Below are 7571 nucleotides of genomic sequence, written 5' to 3'. Positions count from 1 at the left end.
GTCCCGTACCCCGGACGCCGTCCGGGTCCTCGCGCCCTCCGCCGCCGCGTCCACCGCGTTGTCGATCAGGTTGCCCAGCACCGTCACCAGGTCCCGGGCCGGCAGCGTCGGGGGCAGTACGCCGTCGTCGATGCGGCTGTCCGGGCTCAGCACCAGCTCCACCCCCTGCTCGTTCGCCTGCGCGGCCTTCCCCAGCAGCAGCGCCGCCAGCACCGGTTCCGTCACCGCCCCCGTCACCCGGTCCGTCAGCGTCTGCGCCAGCTCCAGCTCCGCGGTGGCGAACTCCACCGCCTGCGCCGTGCGCCCCAGCTCGATCAGCGAGACCACCGCGTGCAGCCGGTTCGCCGACTCGTGCGCCTGCGAGCGCAGCGCCTCCGCGAAGCCCCGTACCGAGTCCAGTTCGCCCGTCAGCGTCTGCAGCTCCGTGACGTCCCGCAGCGTGACGACCGTGCCGCGGTGCTCGCCGCCCGTGACCGGCGAGGTGTTGACGACCACCGTGCGATCCCGCGTCAGGTGCACCTCGTCGACCCGCGGCTCCGGCGACAGCAGCACCTCCGTCAGCGGCGCCGGCAGCCCGAGGTCGGCGACCGGCCGGCCCACGACGTCGCCGTCCCCGCCCATGCCGAGCAGCTCCCGCGCCCCGTCGTTGACCAGCGCGATCCGCCCCGCGCCGTCGAGCATGAGCAGGCCCTCGCGCACGGCGTGCAGCGTCGCCTGGTGGTAGTCGTGCAGCCGGCTCAGCTCGCCCGCGTTCATGCCGTGCGTGTGCCGGCGCAGCCGGGCGTTGATGAGGTACGTCGCCAGCCCCGCCAGCGCCAGCGCCCCCGCCGCGACGTACAGCACGGGCATCAGCTGCCGCCGCACCTCGTCGCTGATCGTCTTGATGGTGATCCCCGCGCTCACCAGCCCGACGATCCGCCCGTCGGCCGCCCGCACCGGCGTGACCACGCGCAGCGACGGGCCGAGCGTGCCCGTGTACGTCTCGCTGAACGTCTCGCCGCGCAGCGCCCGGGCGGTGTGGCCGAGGAACGCCTCGCCGATCACGTCCGGGTTGGGGTGGGTGAAGCGGGTGCCGTCGGGGGCCATGATCGTGACGAACGTCACCGCGGTGCCCCGCCGGGCCCGCTCGGTGTACGGCTGGAGGACGTCGGACGGGTTGCCGCCGCCGGTGATCGCCTCGGCCACCCCCGGGGCCGCCGCCACGGACCGCGCCGTGCTCTCCGCCTGCCGGGCCGCCGCCTCCTCCGCGCGGTCGTGCGCCGTGACGTACATGAAGACCGCCGCCCCCGCCACCATGAGCGCGACCAGCACGACCTGCATCGCGAAGAGCTGGCCGGCCAGGCTGCGGGGGCGGGGGAGGCGCATGGACCCAGTGTCGCCGGACCGGTCACGTGAACGAAATGAACGCAACGGTGACGCCGTCCGCGCCGGCCGACATATTCACCGGGACCGCAGGGACACCGAGCCGTGAGGAGGCAGCGACGTGGCTGCACCCACCCCCGTGGCGGGCCGCGTGAAGCGGGACCGCACCCATTTTCTGTATCTCGCCGTCATCGTCGCCGTGCTCGCGGGCGTCGCGGTCGGCTTCGCCGCGCCGGACGCGGCAGTGGAGCTGAAGCCGATCGGCGAGGGCTTCGTCAACCTGATCAAGATGATGATCTCGCCGATCATCTTCTGCACGATCGTGCTGGGCATCGGCTCGGTCCGCAAGGCCGCCAAGGTCGGCGCGGTCGGCGGGCTGGCGCTCGGCTACTTCCTGGTGATGTCCACCGCCGCGCTGGCCATCGGCCTGGTCGTCGGCAACATCGTGCAGCCCGGCGACGGCCTGCACATCACCGACGAGACCCGCAGCGCGGGCGCCGACCAGGCCGCCGCCGGCGACGCCGAGTCGACCACCGAGTTCCTGCTCGGGATCATCCCGCACACCATGGTCTCCGCCTTCACCGAGGGCGAGGTGCTGCAGACGCTGTTCCTGGCGCTGCTGGTCGGCTTCGCGCTCCAGGCCATGGGCCGCGTCGGCGAGCCGGTGCTGATCGGCATCGGGCACCTCCAGCGGCTGGTCTTCCGGGTGCTGGCGATGATCATGTGGGTGGCCCCGGTGGGCGCGTTCGGCGCCATCGCGGCGGTCGTCGGCGAGACCGGCGTGGACGCGCTGAAGTCGCTGGCCATGATCATGATCGGCTTCTACGTCACCTGCGCGCTGTTCGTCTTCGTGGTGCTGGGACTGGTGCTGAAGTTCTTCACCGGCGTCAACATCTTCCGGCTGCTGAAGTACCTGGCCCGGGAGTTCCTGCTGATCGTCTCCACCTCCTCCTCGGAGTCGGCGCTGCCGCGGCTGATCGCGAAGATGGAGCACCTCGGGGTCTCCAAGCCCGTCGTCGGCATCACCGTGCCGACCGGCTACTCCTTCAACCTCGACGGCACCGCCATCTACCTCACCATGGCCTCGCTGTTCATCGCCGAGGCGATGGGCGACCCGCTCTCCATCGGCCAGCAGATCTCGCTGCTCGTCTTCATGATCGTCGCCTCCAAGGGCGCCGCGGGCGTCACCGGCGCCGGCCTCGCCACCCTGGCCGGCGGGCTGCAGTCGCACCGCCCCGAACTGGTCGACGGCGTCGGCCTGATCGTCGGCATCGACCGGTTCATGAGCGAGGCCCGGGCGCTGACCAACTTCGCGGGCAACGCGGTGGCCACGGTGCTCATCGGCACCTGGACCAAGGAGATCGACAAGGACCGCGTCGAGCACGTCCTCGCGGGCCGGGTGCCGTTCGACGAGGCGACCCTCGTCGACGACCACGCGCCCGCGCCCGCGGCGAAGCCCGCAGAGCCCGTGGACGCCCCGCTGGAGCCCCCGCTGGAGCCGGGGTCACAGCCCGTGAAGGTCTGAATAACCCGTTACGAATACGGAAACACAGGACAACCATTGGCCCCCCGGACCGGTCTCCTTGAGCAACATCGAGAACGTGCTGGGGGGCCAGTGGAACAGCCGCAGGTGAGTGTGGTCATCGCCGCGTACAACGCCATGCCGTACCTGACCAGGTGCGTCGAATCGGTGCTGGAGCAGAGCCTGCCGCCGGCGGCCGTCGAGATCGTCGCCGTCGACGACGGCTCGACCGACGGCACCGGCGCGGAACTGGACCGCTTCGCCCGCGCGCACCCCGGGCGCGTCCGCGTCGTGCACCAGGAGAACTCCGGCGGCCCGGCCGCGCCCCGCAACGCCGGCATCGAACTGGCCCGCGGCCGGTACGTGTTCTTCCTCGACGCCGACGACTACCTCGGCCCCGAGGCGCTGGAGCGCATGACCGCGATGGCCGACGCGAACGGCTCGGACGTCGTCGTCGGCAAGCTCGTCGGCGTCGGCGGGCGGAAGCCGCCGACGTCGATGTTCAAGCGCGACCAGCCCGACGCCGACCTCTACAGCTCCCGGGTCTTCTGGGTGCTCAACCCCATGAAGCTCGTCCGCCGCGAGCTGATCGAGCGGCACGGACTGCGCTTCCCCGAGGACCTGCGCACCGGCGAGGACCAGGTCTTCGTGACGAAGGTGTACCTGCACGCCGCGAAGATCTCCGTGCTCGCCTCGTACGACTGCGTTTACTACGTGCTGCGCGACGACGGCGGCAACCTCACCACCACCGTCCGCAAGTCCCCCCGCCCCGCCGCCGGCAACTTCGGCCCCCTCGCCGCGATGTTCGCCCTCGTCGGCGAGAACACCCCCGCGGGCCCCCGCCGCGACCACCTCCTCACCCGCCTCTACGGGGTCAACCTCCAGCGCGCGCTGCGCGGCGTGCGCAAGGAGTCCGACCCCGAGCGCTCCCGCCGGATGTTCGCCGCGGTGCACGAGCCCGTCGCCCGCTGGTACAGCGAGACGGCGATGGCCGGGCTCCCGGCGATCGTGCGGCTCCAGGGCGAGCTGGTGCGCCGCGGGCTGTACGAGGAGGCGGTGGCGGTCGTCCGCTACATCGGCAAGCGCCGCGACGTGCTCGACCGCGAGGGCGGCGCCAAGCCGGTCCGCTGGCTGGCGCCCGCCGACTTCACCGTCGAGGGCGGCCGGGTCTTCGCCCACTACCCGTACTTCCGCGACTCCCGCCTCGGCCTGCCCGACTCCGTCTTCGACGTCACCCGCCAGGTCGGCGCCCGCTCCTTCGTCCGGCCCGCGTCCGTCACCGTCGCGCAGGACCGCCGGGACTCCCGGGTGTTATCGGTCCGCGGCCGGCGCCGCACCCGGCTGCCCGCGGTGGCGCTGGAGCTGACGGCGACCCGCGAGAGCGACGGCCGCACGGTCACGGTTGCCGTCCCGGCACCCGCCGAAGACCCCGTGAAAGACCTCACATCCGGCCCCGGCACGGCCGGCAAGCGGACGTTCACGGCCCGTATCCGCGTGCCCCATCCCGGCATCTGGCACCTCTCCCTGCGGATCGCGGGAAACAGCAGGTCGGAGCTGCCTTTGCAGGCGGTACGGGTGGAGAGCGCGAACCCGGCGCGGGCCCTGCTCGCCTGGCTGGGCCGGGACGGGCGGCGAGCCGTCCGCCCGGCATCCTGATCACGGGGAGGTGACGATCTCGTGCTCAGCTCGTAACCGGGTACAACTTTGCGCATCATTCGGATGTCTTTCAGTCGAGCCGAATTCACCCCGAATTCGGCTGACGCTCACGATCACCACCCAGGAGCAGCAGTGTCGACAGGCGCCCCCACGGAGCCGACAGAGAGTACGACCGGCCAGGCCACCCGAACCACCGCCGTGGTGCTGGCGGGCGGCACGGGGCAACGCGTGGGGCTCTCCATACCCAAGCAACTGCTGAAGATCGCCGGGAAGACCGTGATCGAGCACACGCTCGCGGTCTTCGAGCAGGCCGACAGCGTCGACGAGATCCTGGTCCTCATGGCGCCCGGCTTCGTCGAGGACGTCGAGCGGATCGTCGCCAAGGCGGGGCTGACCAAGGTGCGCCGGGTGCTGGAGGGCGGCGGCACCCGCAACGAGACCACCGAGCGCGCCATCGCCGAGATCGGCGCCGGCCTCGCCCCCGGCGAGGACGCGAACGTCCTCTTCCACGACGCCGTACGCCCCCTGCTCTCGGCGCGGGTCATCGCCGACTGCGTCACCGCCCTGGGGCGCCACCAGGCCGTGGACGTCGCCATCCCCTCCGCCGACACGATCATCGTCACCCGGCGGCACGGCGAGGACGGCGAGTTCATCACCGACGTACCGGACCGCTCCCGGCTGCGCCGCGGGCAGACGCCGCAGGCGTTCAAGCTCTCCACCATCCGGCGGGCGTACGAGGTGGCCGCGGGCGACCCGAACTTCCAGGCCACCGACGACTGCTCGGTGGTGCTGAAGTACCTGCCGGACGTGCCGATCCACGTGGTCGCGGGCGACGAGTACAACATGAAGGTCACCCACCCCGTCGACGTGTTCATCGCCGACAAGCTCTTCCAGCTCGCCTCCACCTCGGCCCCCGAGCACGGCGACGAGGATGCCTACCGCGGCCTGCTGGAGGGCCGCACGCTCGTCGTCTTCGGCGGCTCGTACGGCATCGGCGGCGACATCTGCGACCTGGCCCGCGGCTACGGCGCGCACGTCTACCCCCTCGGCCGCTCCACCACCGGCACCCACGTGGAGAACCCCGCCGACATCGAGGAGGCGCTGCGCCGCGCCTACGACGAGACCGGCCGCATCGACTACGTCGTCAACACCGCCGGCGTGCTGCGCATCGGCCGGCTCGCCGACACCGACGACGCCGCCCTCGAAGAGGCCCTGCGCGTCAACTACCTCGCGCCGGTGCAGATAGCCCGGCTCTCCCACAAGTACCTCGCCGAGAGCCGCGGCCAACTGCTGCTCTACACCTCCAGCAGCTACACCCGCGGCCGCGCCGAGTACAGCCTGTACTCCTCCACCAAGGCGGCCGTCGTCAACCTCACCCAGGCGCTCGCCGACGAGTGGGCCGGCGACGGCGTCCGCGTCAACTGCATCAACCCCGAGCGCACCGCCACCCCGATGCGCACCAAGGCGTTCGGCGAGGAGCCCGCCGGGTCGCTGCTCGCCTCCGAGGCCGTCGCCCGCACCTCCCTGGACGTGCTGCTCTCCGAGATGACCGGCCACGTCATCGACGTACGCCAGCAGGATCCGACCCGCGGCTCGCGCGTCGACCGCGCGCTGGCCGCCGTGCTCGACCGCAGCGAGGGCGGCGCCGAGGCGGGTGTGCGGTGACGGGGGCACTCCTTCGCCTGGTCCGGGTCGGCAGCACCGCGGAGTTCGGCGCCGCCGCCGTGATGCTGGTCTCGTACCCGCTGATGCTCGTGGCCGCGCTGATCCCGAGCCTGGGCATGTTCGCCGCGGTCGCGGCCGTCTCCTACGTCTCCGACCACTTCCTGCACCGCCGCAACGCCTACCTGCTCAACCGGCTCTCGCGCGCCCGCGCCGGCCTGACGCTGCGCTTCATGCTGCGGCAGCTGCTGCTCGTGCTGCTGCTGGCCCGGATGGGCGTCACCGGCGACACCCTCGGCTACGAGGCCATCGCCTGCTTCGCCCTCGTCGCCACCCTCCAGGCGCCGCACAGCGGCCTGCTGACGCTGCTGCGCAACCGGCGCAAGCTGCCCGTCGTCACCCGCAACATCGACCTTTCGCCGCTCGGCATCTCCGACGCCGCGCCGCGGCTGCTCACCCACCGCGCGGCGGAGAAGGTCCAGCACCTCGACCTGTTCGCCGTGGCCGGGGTGCTGGTCGCCGCCGAGACCGGGCGGGGCGCGTACGGCTACGCCGGCATGGCCGTGACGCTGGGCCTGACCGTGCTGTACATCCTCGTCGTGGCGTACCACCTGCGGCCCGGCGCGCTGCCGCCGAAGCGGGACGCGGTGCTGGAGTGGTTCGACGAGTGGCTGCGCGCCTACCGGCCGACCCTGGTGCTCTACTTCTCCGGCACCAAGGAGTCCACGTACCAGATCAACATGTGGCTGGAGACGCTGGAGGAACTGGACGAGCGGCCGCTGCTCATCGTCCGCGAGCAGCACACCCTGCCGGGCCTGGCCTCCACCACCGTGCCGGTGGCGTGCGTGCCGTCCGCCGTGCACCTGATGAACATGGACCTGGCCTCGGTACGGGTCGCGCTGTACCCCGCGAACGTCGGCAAGAACATCCACCTGCTGCGGGTGCCCACGATGAAGCACGTCTTCATCGGCCACGGCGACAGCGACAAGGTCGCCAGCATCAACCCGTACGCCAAGGTCTACGACGAGGTGTGGACCGCCGGCCGCGCGGGCCGCGACCGCTACGCGCTGGCCGACGTCGGCGTCCGCGACGACGCCATCGTGGAGGTCGGCCGCCCCCAGCTGGCGCCGATCCGGCCCGCCGAGGCGCCCGGAGCCGACCGCATCCCCACCATCCTCTACGCGCCGACGTGGGAGGGCTGGACCGACGACCCCGGCAACACCTCGCTCATGGCGGCCGGCGAGAACATCGTGCGCCGGCTGCTGGCCGCCGACCCGCCGGTGCGCGTGCTGTACAAGCCGCACCCGTTCACCGGCATGGTCAGCCCGCTCGCCAAGGCCGCCCATGAGCGCATCGTCGCCATGGTCGA

At 72.0% G+C, this 7571-nt stretch carries 5 protein-coding genes; 4 read left to right on the top strand and 1 reads right to left on the bottom strand.

Annotated features, from left to right (window positions below; translation table 11 throughout):
- The coding region (locus tag H5J30_RS11605; protein WP_181787353.1) for a PAS domain-containing protein at positions 1-1365 on the bottom strand (1365 nt) is incomplete at its 3' end.
- Positions 1366-1501: 136 nt separating this feature from the next.
- On the opposite strand from H5J30_RS11605, the gene H5J30_RS11600 reads away from it, so the two are divergent.
- From H5J30_RS11600 to H5J30_RS11585, 4 genes are all read left to right on the top strand, one after another.
- A complete protein-coding gene (locus H5J30_RS11600; RefSeq protein WP_181787354.1) occupies positions 1502-2887 on the top strand; it encodes a cation:dicarboxylate symporter family transporter in 1386 nt (461 codons plus the stop codon).
- A gap of 105 nt (positions 2888-2992) precedes the next feature.
- Positions 2993-4540 carry a glycosyltransferase family 2 protein gene (locus tag H5J30_RS11595; protein ID WP_181787352.1) on the top strand — a complete coding sequence of 516 codons (1548 nt, stop codon included), beginning with the start codon at positions 2993-2995 and terminating at the stop codon, positions 4538-4540.
- Positions 4541-4672: 132 nt separating this feature from the next.
- Entirely contained in the window at positions 4673-6205 is a 1533-nt protein-coding gene (locus H5J30_RS11590; protein WP_181787351.1) for a bifunctional cytidylyltransferase/SDR family oxidoreductase, read from the top strand.
- A partial coding sequence (locus tag H5J30_RS11585; RefSeq protein WP_181787350.1) for a CDP-glycerol glycerophosphotransferase family protein occupies positions 6202-7571 on the top strand: 1370 nt, incomplete at its 3' end. The genes H5J30_RS11590 and H5J30_RS11585, both read left to right, overlap by 4 nt.

It is taken from the genome of Streptomyces phytophilus, assembly GCF_013870535.1.
Classification (GTDB): Bacteria; Actinomycetota; Actinomycetes; order Streptomycetales; family Streptomycetaceae; genus Streptomyces; species Streptomyces phytophilus.
This window is presented reverse-complemented; position numbering and strand designations above follow the sequence as displayed.